Source organism: Salinimicrobium oceani, assembly GCF_012037645.1.
On record NZ_JAAVJR010000013.1, the window covers coordinates 1 to 16,453 of the forward strand.

A 16,453-nucleotide genomic window follows, 5' to 3' on the forward strand; every position below is an offset into this window, starting at 1 on the left:
AAAAAGGAACCCTGAAGAGTTTATTAATTATTGGTCAACACTCAAACCAGAAGAAAGACCAGTAGTTACTATTTTTGATAATGAAAATTAATGGATAAAACCGGTCAACACTAATCAGGGAAGTTCAAAAGAGCTGAGTGAGAGCGGCTGAGTGAGGAAGAAAAGAAATTCGTGTATTCGTGGCCTCACACAATGATCAATAAACAATGATCAATAACCAGGGAACAAAAAAAGAGCTGAGTGAGAGCGGCTGAGTGAGAATAGAAAAAAATTCGTGTATTCGTGGCCTTTTACAATGACCAATAAACAATGATTAAACAATTATCAATTATCAATAAACAATAAACAAAAGAGATGAGTGAGAGCGGCTGAGTGAGAATAGAAGAAATTTGTGTATTCGTGGCCTTTCACATGATGATCAATAAACAATAAACAAAAGAGCTGAGTGAGAGCGGCTGAGTGAGAATAGAAAAGCATTCGTGTATTCGTGGCAAACGACTTGTGACCTTCAACTCATATTTTTTTTAAAACATATGCAGTTAATATTACATTTTTTAGTACCTTGCAATACAAAGTAATAAAAACAATCATCAATCACATCAAAATGGAATATTCAAACGCTACAATCATGAGAGAAGACAAACAGTTATTAATGCTTACGCATCTAAGTCAGCTACTGGACCTGGTAACGGGGATAGGCGGCTTTATAGTTCCGCTGGTAATTTGGCTCACGCAAAAAGACAAGGTGCTGGGAATGGATGCGCATGGAAAAATGATCCTCAATTTCCAGATCTCCCTTTTTATCTATTCTATCCTCTCAATTCCGCTGATTCTTCTGTTCGGCCTTGGCATTCTTGCCTTGATCCTCATTGGAATAATCGCTATCGTATTTCCAATCCTGAATGCTATCAAAGTGAACAACGGAGAGATCCCTTCGTACCCGCTTTCGATAGAAATAATTAAATAGTGTTCTGTGATCGGGGATCAGGGAACAGAAAAAAATGAACCTACAATACCTTAACCTGCAAGATCTTATTTGGCCTTGTGGGTTTTTTACTGCCTATTACCAAGATTCGAAGTAAAGAGTTACGACATACGAAGTTAGAACTGTCAATTTTCAATCTTTTTGGTGCCCATATATTTGATCCTCTATGTTTTATCTGATCCTACAGTTTACTACTGCCTACTGCCGAAGGCGAACTGCCGAACTGCCGAACTGCCAAACTGCCAACTCCTAACTGCTAACTGCGAAGGGGAGAGGATGAGAGAAATAAAAAGACCTCTGAAAAATGTCATTTTCCAGAGGTCTTTGATGTTTTATCTAACAGCTGCCAAAGGCAGCGATCTAATATCTAACAGCGAAGCGATATAACAGCGTCAGCGGTCTTCAATTAATGCGCAAGCATTAATTGTTCAACATTACCGGCATTACCAGCATCGTAACTTTCTCTCCTTCATCGAGTCCGTCGACCGGAGTTAGAATTCCGGCGCGGTTAGGAAGGCTCATTTCCAGCTGTACTTCGTTTGCGTTCAGGTTGGAAAGCATTTCTGTTAAGAAACGGGAGTTGAAACCAATTTGCATATCGTCGCCCTGGTAAGAACAGGTAAGACGCTCTTCGGCTTTGTTGCTGTAATCTACATCTTCCGCAGAAATATTCAGCTCGGCCCCGGCGATCTTCAGGCGTACCTGGTGTGTGGTCTTATTTGAAAAGATAGAAACCCTTTTTACGGAGCTCAAAAATTGTCCGCGGTCAATCACAAGTTTGTTCGGATTTTCCTTTGGGATAACCGCTTCATAATTCGGATATTTTCCGTCGATAAGTCGGCAAACGAGCGTAGTATCTTCAAAAGTGAATCTCGCGTTGGAGTCGTTGTATTCAATAAGCACTTCAGAATCTGAACCTGAAAGTATGCCCTTCAGCAAGTTCAAAGGTTTTTTAGGCATAATGAATTCTGCAGTCTGCGAAGCCGAAATATCATTTCTGGAGTACTTCACCAGCTTATGCGCATCTGTAGCTACAAAGGTAAGATGATCTCCTGTGAACTGGAAGAACACGCCGCTCATTACAGGCCTAAGATCATCGTTCCCCGATGCAAAGATGGTTTTGCTTATTGCCGTTGCCAGTACATCGCCCTGAATGGTCGTGCTGCTTGGCTCTTCAAGGCTTACTGCCTTAGGGAATTCATCTCCTCCTGCATATGCCAAAGCGTATTTTCCATGGTTCGAACTCAGTTCGATGGTGTTGTTATCTTCAACCACAAAAGTAAGTGGCTGCTCTGGGAAGGTTTTTAGTGTTTCCAGTAAAAGCCTTGCCGGAACCGCAATTTTCCCTTCAGAATCAGATTCTACGGTAAGTTTGGCCGACATGGTGGTCTCCAGGTCAGACGCAGAAACCGTAAGTTCATCTTGATTGAGTTCAAAAAGGAAGTTATCCAGGATGGGAAGGGTGTTGTTATTGTTGATCACTCCCCCGAGTATTTGTAGCTGTTTCAGCAAATAAGTGCTTGATACAATAAATTTCATTGGCTTCGTAATAAGTTAATCTTGATACAAATATATCCTAATCCTTTAAAAATGGCAGAAGCACAGCATGTTTTTTATTAACATCAAATCTGCTGAAATACCTCTCAAAAATGTCATTTTCAGCAGCTTATATTTTTAATTGCTTTGGAATTGTTAATAAACCGCAGGAAGTTTCTCCTCCTGAAGGCTGCGCTTATTGATTGCTGGTGTATTTCCTTTTCCTGAAGGCGTTGAAACCTCCTGCAAATCCTGCCAGGAGCAACAGCGGTATCAGGATGTTCATCACCTGCCAGAAGCCTCTGTTTTCCTCCACTTTTTCGAGATCCAGGAAGGCTATTCTCACCTCTTTACTGCGAATATTTATAAGGCCGGTATCGTCCAGCAAATAGTTCACAGCATTAAGCATAAATTCCCTGTTGCCATAAGTAGTTCCGGTAAACCTGTCAAAGCCCAATTCCAAAGGTTCGCCGCGCTGCAACTGATTTTTCACCACATCCCCATCGCTCACCACCAGCATCCTGGTAGGTTCACTTTTACTTCGGAAATCCCTGAGTTCAAAAGGTAAAATCCTGTTCTCATATACCGAACTGAATTCTCCTTCCAGCAACACCGCCAGTGGCTGTTCCCCGGCAGTAAATTCGGCAGGATCGGGCTTGGAAGTGATCTGCTCCAGACTTATTTCCCTGGGTAATCCTTCTATAGCCGATCTTGGGGAAGTGGCGAGTAAAACGCTCTTTTTGACAGCATTGTCCAGAGTATCCATAGGGCTTGCATATTCAAATTTTACGGCCTCAAGATTATTCACCACGGGATGCTTTGAAGGCGAGGAGGACAAGGGAAAATAGAACCAGGGAAAGGGATTGAATTCCGTATTGTTCCCGCCGCCTGTAGCCAGAACTATGGGTGCCGAATACAGGTCTTTTACCAGCGCCGGATTGATCCTGATGCCGTACTTAAAAAAGTAATCGGCCAGGTTCAGGTCTCTGGGCAGGGCAAAAGCACTTCCGGCAGAGGAAAAAAGGCTGTCAGTTTCCATGGCGGCATGTTCTATAAGCCATAGTTGCTTTCCGCCGTTCATGAGATACTGGTCCAAAACAAGTTTTTCGGCTTCGGTATAAGGCTCGGTAGGTTTGGCTTCTATTAACAGGTCATATTCCTTAAGCTGCGCCAGGGTTTGCTGCGGATTTTCAGCGACAGAATCGAGTGTGAAAGGTGCAATAAAGTAATATTCCTGAATGCTACGTATGAAATCGGCTATGTAACGATCTTCGAGTTCGCCATTGCCACGCATTACCGCAATCTTTTTTCGCTTTGGCTGCAGAAGTTTGGAAAATGCATCGGCAAAGGCATATTCCAGCTGCTGCACAGAGGCTGCCACGCGATCTTCGGTGGTTGCTCCCAGCTGATTTTTCAACAAAGGAATTGCGACAGATCTGTTCCCATAATTCGCCATGGCCCACGGAAAAACAATCGCTTCGCTGGTGCGGCCGTTTTCTACCACGTTAATGCGTGCCGGGGTCATTCCCATTTCATAGAACTGCGTAGCAATCTCATTGGCATTTCCGCCCTCCTCCAGCGGATTCGTGAACCTGAAGCTTAGCTGCGGATTTTCGGCAGAAAATTCTTCCAGCAGTTGTCTGGTTTCAGTCTGCAGTTTCCTGAATTCGGGAGGAAATTCTCCTTCCAGGAAGACATCTACGATGACCGGCGCATCAGCAAGAGCGATAATATTTTCAGAAGCAGGGGAGAGCGTATAGCGATTATCGGCCGTGAGATCAAATCGGGCATAAAAGGAATATGCAATGATGTTGACGACAATAAGGGCAATAAGTAGAATAAATACCTGCCAAAAATGTGATTTTTGAAGCCTCATTTTTTAAAGCAGTTTTTTATTGGTAAGACTAAGATTTGTGAGGGCAAGGAAGAAGCTAATAAAACTAAGAAAATAGATGACATCGCGGGTGTCGATCACGCCACGGCTAATGCTCTGATAATGTTCAGAGATCCCCACGTCTTCGATCCCAAAAGCACCAATGCTAAAAAGGTTGAGAACGGCAAGGGCATCAAAGGCGAAATAGGCAATAAAGCAAAGGAAGATCGCCAGGATAAAGGAAACGATCTGGTTGGGTGAAAGTATGGACGCAAAGATGCCAATTGCCGTATAGCAGGCGCCAAGAAAAATTAGACCCAGATAAGAGCCTGTGATCACCCCAAGGTCCAGGTTGCCCTCAGGTTTTCCCAACTGCCATATGGCTACAACATAAAGCAGCGTAGGCAAAAGGGCGAGGAGTACTAGGATGAGGGCTCCAAGGTATTTTCCCAGCACCAGGGAAAAGGTACTCAGAGGTTTTGTGAGCAGCAGCTCCAATGTTCCCTGCCGTATTTCTTCTGAAAAGCTTTTCATGGTGATCGCCGGAATGAGGAAAAGGAAGATCCAGGGCGCCAGTGTAAAAAATGGTTCCAGGCTGGCAAAGCCGCTGTCTAAAATATTGTATTCCTCCTTAAAGACCCACAGAAACAACCCATTGGCCACGAGGAAAAGTCCGATGACCAGGTACCCGATAGGGGAAGCAAAAAATGAATTAATTTCTTTCTTTAATACTGCTATCACTCTTTAATTGTATAATGTATATTGAATATTGTATAACTGGAAATTCCAATTTACAAGCATTTACCCGCCGAAGCTTTTAGCGAAGGAGGGCCAAAATCCAAGAACCAAATTCAAGCCATTTTTCCGGCTCCCTTGGGGTTGGGGTAAAGCGGAAATGCTAACTCGATCCCCAACCGGCAACATAGACCTGCAACATAACCTCCAACATAAAACCTGCAACTTTTTAAGTCTTGACTCTTGACTCTTGACTCTTGGCTCTTGCTTCTTTTGAGATTCCTCGTCGCAACCCCATTCTCCGAATGAAATTGCTCTGTCGGAATGACAAACTGCTCAAAGTCTTGACTCTTGGCTCTTGGCTCTTACGTCTTTTGAGATTCCTCGTCGCAACCCCATTCTCCGAATGAAATTGCTCTGCCGGAATGACAAACTGCTCAAAGTCTTGTCTCTTGTCTCTTGGCTCTTGCTTCTTTTGAGATTCCTCGTCGCAACCTCATTCTCCGAATGAAATTGCTCTGTCGGAATGACAAACTGCTCAAAGTCTTGTTTCTTGTCTCCTGGCTCTTGGTTCTTTTTAAGTTTTACCATAAACCATAAACCATAAACCTTAAACCTTAAACCTTAAACCTTGAACCTTAAACCTTGAACCTCAGTCGCTCGTCCAGACCTTATCTACGCTCCACGCTTCCGGCTTTCCGGCAAACATTTGTTTCGTCTCGCTCCATACCTCTCTAAAAAGGGAAGAAACGCGGTAATTTTCCAGTGCGGCTTCATCTTTCCAGTAACTGTACGTGAAAAATATATTTTTATTGTTCTTATCCTGATAGAGCTCTAAAAACTCATTGCCCTCAAAGCCTCTTATCTTAATCCTGTTCCTTTCAAACAACTCCTGAAATGCCTCAATCTTCGCAGGTTCAAAAGTCATTTTTACTATTCGTACCAACATTTTTCTTTTTAATTAACAATAAGCAATAAGCAATAAGCAATTAGCAATAAACAATTAACAATTAACAATAAACAATGATCAATGATCAATAAACAAACACCAAATTTTTACCCGCCAAAGCACAAATTCCAGGCATTTACCCGCCGAAGCTTTTAGCGAAGGAGGGCCAAATTTTTACCCACCGAAGCTTTTAGCGAAGGAGGGCCAAATTATAATCACCTCACTGATTGTATAAGGTATATTGAATATTGTATAATGGCTTACTCAGACGCAAATACAAAATTTTCAATTTTTTAATCACCAATGATTAATGACCAATGACTAATGACAAATAATCGATTACAAATGAACCATTATCAATCAACTACCGACAACTGTCTACCTAATAACTCTTAACTTATAACTTTAAAAAGATTCCTCGTCGCAATTCCCTTCTCCCGAAGGAAATTTCTCTGTCGGAATGACAAAAGTTCTGCTTTCTTGTCGCTTGCCTCTTTTTAACCCCGCCACCCGAAACCCGAAACTCCCATGTCTCTCACATCTCACATCTCAAATCTCACATCTACTCAAAGTTCACTGTCACCGTATCCCTGTATTCGAGTCCGAAGAGGGTAGAGGCGCTGCCCACTGTACTCGGATTGCTCTTGTATATTGCCAGTTCTATATATCCGCCGGAATTAAAGATCGCGAGTTTCTTGCCATCTTCCCGATTGATCATTTCTGTGTCAAAATTTATGGCCTCGCTATAGGTGCTGAAGATCTCATTAAAGGTAGCGGTGCGCGCTCTCATGTTAAAGCTGCGACCTTTGCCAACCTTGTCAAATAATTTCTTCGAAATATTGGTCACCACGTTTCCGTAGTTATCAATATAGATCACGTTCCCCTTAATTTGATTGCCCTCCACATTGATCAAGGGTTCCATCTCCTTGAGCTGTTTTACTTCAGGAATGCTCTTTCCAATCACTTCGAGGGTGCCGCCGCGGGACAAATGCCCTGCAACCTTTACAAACACATCAAGCACCGGGAAATTGCTCTGCACTTTGTCATGAATGTTGATCTCCACGATCTTTTCCGGAACAAATTCCGAAGCTATCAAAGAAAGTATTCCGTTGTTGGCGCAGATAAAGTAATGTCCGTCGAGCTTTAAGGCAATATGTTTGTTCTCTGGAGTGAGTTCAGAATCTACGCCTATAATATGGATACTGCCCTGCGGAAAGCTCTTGTAAGCATTCTTGATGATGTAAGAAGCTTCTGTAATATGAAAAGGGGCGATGGAGTGGGAGATATCTACAATTTTGGCCGAGGGCAACTCGGTATAAATCGCTCCTTTAACTGCCCCTGCAAAATGATCTTTTTCCCCAAAATCTGTCGTTAAGGTTATTATGGCCATGGGCAATTTCTAATAATATTTTTCCTAACTTAAACCTTTATTTAGTTAAGTTTGTAATGCAAATCTAAAGATAATAAACTCATTTTTTAAATTTAATCCAGCCGCTTTTGAACGAACTTATCATTGAACTTTCAGAAATAAGTCCGAGGGATTTTTTTGGAGAACAGAATTCACATATCGAGCTTTTAAAAAGGTATTTTCCGAAGCTTAAAATTGTGGCAAGAGGCAATAAACTTCGCATCTATGGAGACGAAGAAATGCTTGAAGAATTCGACAGAAGGTTCAATATGTTGATCGACCACTACGGGAAGTTCAATAAATTAGATGAAAATGCTATTGAGCGGGTGCTTACCAGCCAGAGCAGGGAAGAATATGACACTTCCAATGAAAGTGGAGAAGTGCTGGTGCACGGGGTAAGTGGCAGAATGATTAAGGCGCAGACTGCTAACCAGCGTCGACTCGTGGAGCTTATGCGGAAGAATGACATGGTCTTTGCCATTGGTCCTGCCGGAACAGGAAAAACCTACACCGGTGTGGCACTTGCGGTAAAGGCATTAAAGGAGAAGCAGGTAAAGAGGATCATTCTCACACGGCCAGCTGTGGAAGCAGGAGAGAATTTGGGCTTTTTGCCAGGAGATCTAAAGGAGAAACTGGATCCCTACATGCAGCCGCTGTATGATGCCCTGCGCGATATGATCCCTCACGAAAAGTTAGAGAGCTATATTGAAAAAGGAGTGATCCAGATCGCACCTTTGGCTTTTATGAGAGGTAGAACGCTGGATCATGCCTTCGTGATCCTCGATGAAGCCCAAAATACCACGCATGCCCAGATGAAAATGTTCCTTACCCGTATGGGGAAGAGCGCGAAATTCATGGTGACAGGAGATCCGGGGCAAATTGACCTTCCAAAAAGGGTGACTTCAGGACTAAAAGAGGCTATTCTTGTGTTACAGGATGTAGACGGCGTAGGGATCATACATCTCGATGATAAGGATGTGATTCGCCACAAGCTCGTGAAACAAATTATTGCAGCTTATAAACGTATAGAAAACGCCGAATAAAAATGACATTTTTGAGACCCCGCAGCTGTGGGGTTTTCTTTTATCAAAATCTAATTCATGAATACCATTACCTCTACAAATTTTAATTTCCCAGGTCAAAAAGCAGTCTATAAAGGAAAGGTGCGGGATGTATACACCCTCAAAAATGACCGCCTGCTAATGATTGTGAGCGACAGACTTTCGGCTTTTGATGTAGTGATGCCAAAGGGAATTCCGTATAAAGGGCAGATCCTTAACCAGCTGGCAACAAAAATGATGAAAGCGACCGAAGATCTTGTGCCTAACTGGCTCGAAGCCACGCCAGATCCTAATGTGGCGGTAGGGCAGAAGTGCGAGCCATTTAAAGTGGAGATGGTGATACGGGGATATCTTGCCGGCCATGCTGCAAGAGAATACGCCAATGGCAAGCGCAGCCTGTGCGGCGTAGCAATGCCCAAGGGTATGAAGGAGAATGAGGCTTTTGAAGTTCCCATTATTACGCCTACTACCAAGGCAGATTTTGGGGAGCACGATATGGACATTTCCCGGGAAGATATCCTCAAAAAAGGAATTGTTTCTGAAGAAGATTACAACATCCTTGAAACCTATACCCGGCAGCTTTTTCTGCGGGGCAGTGAGCTGGCAAAAGATAATGGTCTTATCCTGGTAGATACGAAATACGAATTCGGAAAAACTTCGGAAGGAGAAATTGTGCTCATTGACGAGATCCATACGCCAGACTCTTCCAGGTACTTCTATGCGGAAGGCTATCTTGACAGACTGACCAACGGCGAACCTCAAAAACAACTTTCCAAGGAATTCGTGCGGCAATGGTTGATCCAGAATGGTTTTCAGGGCAAGGAAGGCCAGCAAATTCCTGAAATGAGTGAGCAGTACATCAACTCAGTTTCTGAAAGATACATAGAGCTATACGAACAGATCACCGGCGAACCCTTTATCAAGGCTGATATCACCAACCTTGAAGAAAGGATCGAACGTAATGTTTTTGATTACCTCAATAAGTAAGGTCAAAATTTGATGTTGATTAAGCTTTGTAGATGTCTACTTTTACAGCCTATAGATTTTAGCTATCAATTCCTGGCCCTGCAGTTTTCTGAAGAGTAAAATTTATTGCTGCGGAAACAAAGGTCTCAAAAATGACATTTTTGGGAGGTGTTGTTTGGGAAGAGTTTTTCAAATTATCCCGCGCCGCCTTAAAGATTATTTTCCTACATTTAGTTCTTCTGAAGCTGATGCTGAGGATTTCTTCCCTACGCTGGACATTCAAAAAATACTTTTCGAATGAGTAACATTATTTTTGGCAATCCAGATGGAGTCAAGGAGGGCACATGGTATCCAGATAGAGCTTCTCTAATTGGAGCCGGACTCCACCGAAATACTATTGCTGGAATAGACGGAAATGGAACAGAAGGCGCTGCTGCAATCGTCATCTCAGGAGGCTATGAAGACGACGTAGATTATGGAGATGAGATCATCTACACTGGTCATGGAGGAAATGATCCCTCAACAGGAAAGCAAATTGCTCACCAATGTTGGGATGATCCAGGCAATCACGGGCTCGTTACTAGCCATAAAAAGAAATTGCCAGTCCGAGTTATTCGCGGATGGAAACACAACTCTATTTTTTCTCCTAAGAGTGGTTATTCGTTTGATGGTTTATACCACGTTGTAGACTACAGTGAAAAATTGGGAAAGAGCGGCTTTAAAATTTGCCAGTTTAAGTTGGAAAAATTAGAACCTAATAAAGAATCTTTACAGATAAAAGAAGGAACTATGGTCCAATTGGAGGCTTCTGAAAGGGAGCCACAATGGTATTCAATCGGGGTAGATGCACCAAAGGCAAAAAACATTAGCCCTGAAAGTAAAATGGCCCAATTACTCCTAAATAAAAAAACAGGAGATCTAATTAATTTTGGACCGGGTCTTCGGATTTTAGAAATTAAGAGATATCTTTCACGTGACTAAATATCTCTACTTGAACCTCCTCAAAATTTTATATTTAGGAGGGAACTTTTACTAAGTTTTATATATATTTAGTTCTCAGAAATTACTCCACTTTAGCCCTACCTAAAGAAACTATTTTCCCTCTAACATGAGAGGGAATAAGATGTCGTTCGGAAATTTATGTTTAGAAAGAAATCTCCTGATACAGGTCCAATTTATCTAGATTCAGCCTCGACTACAAAAGTTGATCCTCGGGTATTTGAAGCTATGAAGCCCTATTTCATGGAGCTTTATGGTAATGCTTCCAGCACTCACCGTTTTGGAAAGATTGCCAAAGATGCCATAGAAAAAGCAAGACAACAGGTTGCAGATATTATTAATGGTTTTGAAGATGAAATCATCTTTACGTCAGGCGCTACAGAATCAATAAACACAGCCATTAAAGGCTATCTCGAAGCCAATCCGGATAACGGTAATCATATTATCACAGTCAAGACCGAACATAAAGCTGTTTTAAGTGTTTGCTCCTATCTCGAAGAAAAAGGGTATGAAGTAACCTATTTAGATGTAGACGGAAATGGGTTAATTAGTTTAGAAGATTTACAGTCGGCTATTAAACCTAATACCTCTTTGATTTCGGTGATGTATGTCAATAACGAAATAGGAATAATACAACCTATAGAAGTAATTGGAAGAATTGCAAAAGAAAAAGACATTGCTTTTTTCTGTGATGCCACTCAAGCAGTAGGAAAGGTTTCGGTGGATGTGGAAAAGGATTATATCGACATGCTCTGCTTTAGCGGCCACAAATTGAATGGCCCTAAAGGTATAGGAGCTCTTTACAAAAGAAGAGGTATAACCGTCACTCCACTTATTCATGGAGGGGGACAAGAAAACGGAATTAGAGGAGGTACGTACAATACTCCTCTTATAGTGGGATACGGCAAGGCTTGCGAATTAGCAAAGGCTGAATTTAAGGAGAACCTGAAGAACTTAGAAAATCGGAGAATCCAATTAGAAAAATATTTTGAAGATCAAGAAATAGGCACAGTCAATTTCAAAACTGTTGCCAAAGCCCCACATATATTAAGCGTCACTTTACAAAATTTTGAGGCGGAAGAATATCTGATGATGAAAGCGAGAGAATTAATTGCTTCAACAGGAAGTGCTTGTAATGCAGAATTAATTGAGTCTTCTCATGTTATTGAATGTTTCCCTATGTTACCTTCCAAAAATGTTGTTAGAATTTCTTATGAATAACCGAGTACAAAATTACAATTTGAGAGTAGCAGAGCTTATTGATTGCGGCTTTAGCGATGGTGACATTGCGAAAAAAATATACGAGGAATACTCTCTGAACATTTCGACTATTATTCTAAAGGGAAAAAGAAGTGGACATTTTCTAAAAAAAGTAAATGAAAGAAGAGATGAAGATCTTAAGGAAAAATTATTATCCATCACTGAAGCTTTGAAAAAAAGTTCTGCCCCATTAAGTGCAAGTGAAATTAGTTCATACATTCTTTCCCATAACAGAAAGAATATATCCAAAAAGGAGATAAATCAACTTATTCATAACAAGTTGAGGCAAGATATAGACTATAACAGAGAAAATTTTAAGTACAGCTTAAAAAAGAATCTTTTTGATCCGCCATTTTCCTTACAACAAGAAGCCGAACCTCACTCAAAGATTTGGCGCAAAGAACCAAAATTAATTGTTGCAGATTTTCATCGTTTATTTCAAGAAAGACATATTGAAGTAAGAACTGGAAATGAAAAAATTGATAGCCTAGTAAAAGCTGTTGTCAAGGACAATTTTATAACTGAGTGTGAGGAAGAATTCCTAAAACAGAAAACTAGAGAACTAGATTTATCTTTTGATCTGATAGAAAAAGCAAAAAAGTCTCTCAATTCTAATAATCCTTATCTTGATAACATTCTAAATGTAATATTTGAAGACGGCAAAGTCACCAAACAAGAACTGGATTTTCTTAAAGAAAAAACAAAAGAAAATCAATTCTCCAAAAGCTTTGTCAATAGAAGATTTTTAGTGAGAGGGATCGCTCTACACCTTCAAGAGCTGTTAAAACTTACGGACCTCCGCAAATTTATAAAACTTTGGCATATTGGGTCTACATTAAACTCAGCTCTTTATACGAGTGACCTATGGCTATTCACTAGAATTAATATTTTTAAATTTTCCACCCTTGAAGAATCATTGCACGACGCTATAGTAAGAACGGAAGATGAATTAATCCCCGTTATAGAAAAAACTCTAAAGCTACAAGGCCGGGATTTTGTTAAAAAAACATATGAAAGAATAGAACTTCGAGAGGGATCCCTATTTCATGAAAAAGAACAAAATAATTCTTTAACGCTCGATATTAAACGCATAATCGAAATTCTCGATGATGAAAAGATAAAGATTGGAACCCCGGATGCACATCTACTAGTTGAAAATATTAAATTTCGTATTGAGAATAAATTATGGGTTTAATAAAGTTAATCAGCAATCTAAATAGTTCAACTAAAACTGAGCTTCTTGGAGAAAATATCACCAAAATCCTAAGATACACCTTTGTTCAATCTGATTATGACGTAGTCGATGATTTTGTAATTAATGAGGCTGTTGCTCTCCAAGTAGGAGAAGATTTAGTCAGGCGTAAAAAAGATTTACTATTAGAATCTTGCCGCCTCCAGGAGCTGAGAAAATTTGGATTTGACTCTCATGATGAAGCGATCAAGCATTATGAAAAAAATCCTTCAGCATTTGTCAACGATTTTGAAATAGAAGAAGAATATCTTCAAGCCCCATTGAAGGACGACAGAGTCCAGTACGAAATTGATATTCCAAAATATGGAGAATGTAACGGTGTTAATGCTTTCCCTCACGATTATCAGTTTCGCCTAAAGAGTTTAATTGTGCATAAATTCTTTAATAATCTTAATCCCGTTATACTTGCCTCTATGCCTACCGGTGCTGGAAAAACTGTTTTAGGAATGGAGATTATAGTAGATCTGATCAGGTCATATTCTACTTTTAAAAAAAAGAATATAAAGTGCTTATGGCTAGTTACTTCAAAGGAACTTAGTGAGCAGTCTTTAAAATCTTTTCAAAAAGTCTGGAAACAAAAAGGGGATCAGCCCGTAATCGCCGAAAGATATTTTGGACGCTTTAATAACATCAAAGAAACAACCATAACTAAAATAACATTTGCAACTTTTGATCTTCTTGTATCCCGAAGAGATTCTCTTGAGGGAAAATCTCTTCTAAAAGAAACTGACTTTTTATTTATTGATGAGGCTCATAGCTCAGATGCTTTTACTTATGCTGATGTAATTCAGCAGTATAAAAGTTCAAACCCCAACTATAAGATCTTAGGCTTGACTGCTACTCCGCATAGAAGTGAAGATACAGAATTTAAAACTCTCAAAGATCTGTTTACCGACTATTTGACATTAACCGATGAACATGGAGCTCAAGTGGAAAGCCCTCTACAGTTCTTAATTGATAGACAGTATTTGGCCAAAATTAGATTTGAAATCTTAGATATAAGTGAGGGAGGAATTGGATTAGCGGAATATTTTCGAACCCTACATAATGCTGTATTAAACCAATGTAAATGGCTATTAAATAATTCAATGAATACCATAATTTTTGCCAAATCGAAGGCCCACGCTGTAGCTCTTTCTATTTATTTGAAGCAAAACGAGATTGAAAACGGTTTAATAGTAGGAGAAACTTCTGACCAAAAAAGAGGTGAGCTTTTATCAAGGTTTGGAGACAAAAAAGACTCCCTATCAGTCCTTGTAAACCATCAGATTCTCTCCACTGGAATAGATGTTCCCGGAATGAATTCAATCATGGTTTTGTCAGATATAAATTCTCCAACCTTAGCACTACAAATTTTAGGTAGAGCAATGCGAGGTCCAAAAAATGGAGGAAATTATGAAAATATTATTTTTTTAACACCCACCAACCAGCAGAAATTGAAAGAATACAAAATACTGGAAAACATAGTCCTAAATTAAATACTTATGGCAAGTAAAAACAAACTCTACGGAAGTCATTATATTGAGAGACAAAGAAGCTCAGGCTACAAATCATCGACCTATGCTATGGCTGAAATTGTTGACAATTCTGTCGATGCAGATGCTAGCAATGTGAAAATCATCTTATCCGAAAAGGAAACTTTTGTAGGTAATAGATCAAGAACTTCATTAAACAGAATTTTCTTTCTTGACAATGGGGACGGGATGGAGGAAAGAATTTTGAATACATGCTTAACCTTTTCTGAAGGAGAGGGAAGAAATGATAAGAGGATTGGTGCCTTTGGGGTAGGCCTGCCTAATTCTTCCATTTCCACCTGCCGAAGAGTTGAAGTTTTCTCCAGAACCAAGAGCTCTGGATGGAAATACGTTTTTTTAGATGTTGACGATCAACTTGAACGAGATGAACCACAATATGATCCAGCCATTCCAAAAGAACCTTCATTCGAAGAGCTAAAACAGATTCCAGAGGACATAAAAACCATTGTTGTTTGGTCTAATCTTGATCGCTTTGATGTTTCAAAGGCGGAAACTTTAATTAGTCGCTCCGAAAAGCTCTTGGGTAGAATTTACAGGTATAAGATTCTTAATGGGCTCAAAATAACCTTTGAAGCCTTTCGTCAAGGGAAGGCCGATCCTATTATTCCAGAACAAAAGGTTCTTCCCTATGACCCATTATATGTCACAACTACGGAAAATTACATGACCGATATTATATGGGAGTGGGCTCAAAAGGAAGATCCCCGTGGTAAAACTCCAGATTTAGGACACCTTGAGGAGTTTAATTCAATGTATTACTATAAGCGGTTCGTTGAAGGTTGTAAAAAGGACGAAAATAAGCCCCTATTTCAAAAGTTAGACGACTACTGGGATGTGGAATACGAAAAAACCCTTAATGGGAAAAAGTACAAGTGGAAAATGAGAGCGTCTTTTGCCTATGCTTCAATTGCAAACCCGGGGGTTCGTAGTGGGGGTGGAACAATTTTAGGAAAAGAATTTGGAAAAAAGATGAGTGGGGATACACACTTTAAAAGTGCAAATGTTTTCTTTATAAGAGCTGGGAGAGAAATAGATTTTGGCAGTTTTGGCTTATACACCGTAACTGATGAGAAGAACCGATTTTGGACGATTGAAATACATTTTGACAGTGACCTTGATGAGTTAATGGGACTTAGCAACACTAAACAAAGTGTTCAATTTAAATATATTAAAAGATCGGAATTAGATAATGTAGATGAAGTTGAAGTCATACCGCTCGGTCTTCAAAGAGAAATTGTATGGGCGGAAATGTCCGAAGCTATTACAAGGTCAATATCTAAAATGAGGACCTTTTTAAGTCAATATGCAAAAGATTTTAAATTAAAAGAACAGTCCTATAGAAATCAACAAGGCGAAGATAGAGATCCTTTACCAGGTGTTGAACCTGCAGTTATAGAGGTAATTCCAAAAAATGATCCATGGACGGAGCATCAAGTTGAGGAAATAACCACCTTCTTGAAAAAAAGATTCATGCAAGTTGAAATAAAATTAATAAGAAATCAAGTTGAAAAATATGCAAAAGGATATACCCGGACAATAGTTTTATACGCCCCTAATCAGACCGGAAAATTATTTGAATTGACTGAAATAAAAGGAAAACTTATCACCCTGATCAATACGAACCATATCTATTATACAAATGTCATTGAACCTCTGAAAACTCATCCTCATTTGAGAATTTTCGCAATCTCTATTGAAATGCTCATAGGTTCCTGTGCTTTGGAAATGGACAGACTCATTTTAGAAAACGACGAAAAGTACAAAGCTCCTCTCGAAAACTTTCTCTTTCAACTTTCTTCCAGGCTTAACGAATTTATCAGTGATTCAGGAATAAGAATAAATCCTGAAAAATTTGAACAAGAAATTCTGGAGGAATTTGAACTTATGTAAAGAC

13 protein-coding genes are annotated in these 16,453 nt (G+C 40.0%); 8 read left to right on the forward strand and 5 right to left on the reverse strand.

Annotated features, from left to right (window positions below):
- Positions 1 to 628 precede the first annotated feature (628 nt).
- Positions 629 to 967 (forward strand): DUF4870 domain-containing protein, encoded by a 339-nt coding sequence (locus HC175_RS14645; protein WP_168139264.1) that lies wholly within the window; start codon positions 629 to 631, stop codon positions 965 to 967.
- Between the two features lie 438 nt (positions 968 to 1,405).
- Here HC175_RS14645 and dnaN read toward each other — a convergent pair whose 3' ends face one another.
- The 5 genes from dnaN to HC175_RS14665 form a co-directional block, all read right to left on the reverse strand.
- Positions 1,406 to 2,524, reverse strand: coding sequence for a DNA polymerase III subunit beta (gene dnaN, locus HC175_RS14650; protein WP_168139241.1), 1,119 nt, complete (start codon positions 2,522 to 2,524; stop codon positions 1,406 to 1,408).
- Positions 2,525 to 2,717: 193 nt separating this feature from the next.
- A complete protein-coding gene (gene gldG, locus HC175_RS14655; protein WP_235942632.1) occupies positions 2,718 to 4,397 on the reverse strand; it encodes a gliding motility-associated ABC transporter substrate-binding protein GldG in 1,680 nt (559 codons plus the stop codon).
- Positions 4,398 to 4,400: 3 nt separating this feature from the next.
- Positions 4,401 to 5,135, reverse strand: a complete 735-nt coding sequence (gldF, locus tag HC175_RS24255; protein ID WP_317172279.1) for a gliding motility-associated ABC transporter permease subunit GldF — start codon at positions 5,133 to 5,135, stop codon at positions 4,401 to 4,403.
- Positions 5,136 to 5,781: 646 nt separating this feature from the next.
- Positions 5,782 to 6,078 carry a putative quinol monooxygenase gene (locus HC175_RS14660; RefSeq protein ID WP_168139242.1) on the reverse strand — a complete coding sequence of 99 codons (297 nt, stop codon included), beginning with the start codon at positions 6,076 to 6,078 and terminating at the stop codon, positions 5,782 to 5,784.
- Positions 6,079 to 6,640: 562 nt separating this feature from the next.
- Positions 6,641 to 7,468: an SAM hydrolase/SAM-dependent halogenase family protein gene (locus tag HC175_RS14665; protein WP_168139243.1), complete on the reverse strand. Its 828-nt coding sequence runs from the start codon at positions 7,466 to 7,468 to the stop codon at positions 6,641 to 6,643.
- Between the two features lie 107 nt (positions 7,469 to 7,575).
- On the opposite strand from HC175_RS14665, the gene HC175_RS14670 reads away from it, so the two are divergent.
- The 7 genes from HC175_RS14670 to HC175_RS14700 all read left to right on the forward strand — a co-directional run bounded on the left by HC175_RS14670 (position 7,576) and on the right by HC175_RS14700 (position 16,449).
- Positions 7,576 to 8,529: a PhoH family protein gene (locus tag HC175_RS14670; protein ID WP_168139244.1), complete on the forward strand. Its 954-nt coding sequence runs from the start codon at positions 7,576 to 7,578 to the stop codon at positions 8,527 to 8,529.
- A 57-nt stretch (positions 8,530 to 8,586) separates the two neighbouring features.
- The gene (locus HC175_RS14675; protein WP_168139245.1) at positions 8,587 to 9,534 is read left to right on the forward strand and encodes a phosphoribosylaminoimidazolesuccinocarboxamide synthase; all 948 of its coding nucleotides are present in this window, start codon (positions 8,587 to 8,589) and stop codon (positions 9,532 to 9,534) included.
- 276 nt (positions 9,535 to 9,810) lie between these two features.
- Positions 9,811 to 10,494, forward strand: coding sequence for a YDG/SRA domain-containing protein (locus HC175_RS14680; RefSeq protein WP_168139246.1), 684 nt, complete (start codon positions 9,811 to 9,813; stop codon positions 10,492 to 10,494).
- A gap of 159 nt (positions 10,495 to 10,653) precedes the next feature.
- Positions 10,654 to 11,733, forward strand: a complete 1,080-nt coding sequence (locus HC175_RS14685; RefSeq protein WP_168139247.1) for a cysteine desulfurase family protein — start codon at positions 10,654 to 10,656, stop codon at positions 11,731 to 11,733.
- 19 nt (positions 11,734 to 11,752) lie between these two features.
- Positions 11,753 to 12,967 carry a hypothetical protein gene (locus HC175_RS14690; RefSeq protein WP_168139248.1) on the forward strand — a complete coding sequence of 405 codons (1,215 nt, stop codon included), beginning with the start codon at positions 11,753 to 11,755 and terminating at the stop codon, positions 12,965 to 12,967.
- Entirely contained in the window at positions 12,958 to 14,502 is a 1,545-nt protein-coding gene (locus HC175_RS14695) for a DEAD/DEAH box helicase (protein ID WP_168139249.1), read from the forward strand. Before HC175_RS14690 ends, HC175_RS14695 begins: the two co-directional genes overlap by 10 nt.
- 6 nt (positions 14,503 to 14,508) lie before the next feature.
- Positions 14,509 to 16,449, forward strand: coding sequence for an ATP-binding protein (locus HC175_RS14700; protein WP_168139250.1), 1,941 nt, complete (start codon positions 14,509 to 14,511; stop codon positions 16,447 to 16,449).
- The last annotated feature ends 4 nt before the right edge of the window (positions 16,450 to 16,453 follow it).

Bases quoted from the DNA above. Each gene is read 5' to 3' on its own strand.
- HC175_RS14645 (WP_168139264.1), top strand. From the start codon at position 629: ATGAGAGAAGACAAACAGTTATTAATGCTTACGCATCTAAGTCAGCTA.
- dnaN (WP_168139241.1), bottom strand. From the start codon at position 2,524: ATGAAATTTATTGTATCAAGCACTTATTTGCTGAAACAGCTACAAATA.
- gldG (WP_235942632.1), bottom strand. From the start codon at position 4,397: ATGAGGCTTCAAAAATCACATTTTTGGCAGGTATTTATTCTACTTATT.
- HC175_RS14660 (WP_168139242.1), bottom strand. From the start codon at position 6,078: ATGTTGGTACGAATAGTAAAAATGACTTTTGAACCTGCGAAGATTGAG.
- HC175_RS14665 (WP_168139243.1), bottom strand. From the start codon at position 7,468: ATGGCCATAATAACCTTAACGACAGATTTTGGGGAAAAAGATCATTTT.
- HC175_RS14675 (WP_168139245.1), top strand. From the start codon at position 8,587: ATGAATACCATTACCTCTACAAATTTTAATTTCCCAGGTCAAAAAGCA.
- HC175_RS14680 (WP_168139246.1), top strand. From the start codon at position 9,811: ATGAGTAACATTATTTTTGGCAATCCAGATGGAGTCAAGGAGGGCACA.
- HC175_RS14685 (WP_168139247.1), top strand. From the start codon at position 10,654: ATGTTTAGAAAGAAATCTCCTGATACAGGTCCAATTTATCTAGATTCA.
- HC175_RS14695 (WP_168139249.1), top strand. From the start codon at position 12,958: ATGGGTTTAATAAAGTTAATCAGCAATCTAAATAGTTCAACTAAAACT.
- HC175_RS14700 (WP_168139250.1), top strand. From the start codon at position 14,509: ATGGCAAGTAAAAACAAACTCTACGGAAGTCATTATATTGAGAGACAA.